Genomic DNA, 271 nt, shown 5'->3' on the forward strand with positions numbered 1-271 from the left:
GTTTTTGCCTGGCCCGGAATGGGTGCATGGGTAGTAACATCAATACAGGCGCTCGACTTCCCGGCAGTGATGGGCTTTGCCGTCGTGGTTTCGGTGAGCACTGCGCCATACAACAAATCGCCCAGCGCCAAACCCAATACGGTAATCGATGGGATCAACGCATTGGGTAGCGCATAACATAAAACGATATACCAGCCGGGCAAGCCGCTGGCCCGGGCGGTACGAATGTAGTCTTCACTCAATTGTTCCAGCATCGCTGAGCGGATCTGGC

General features: G+C 55.4%; 1 pseudogene. It reads right to left on the reverse strand.

Features of this window, described 5'->3' with window-relative positions:
• Positions 1-71 precede the first annotated feature (71 nt).
• Positions 72-271: pseudogene (locus tag AC0L3S_RS39370) on the reverse strand (ABC transporter permease subunit); the annotation flags it as partial.

It is taken from the genome of Bradyrhizobium sp. Ken01 (genome assembly GCF_055807355.1).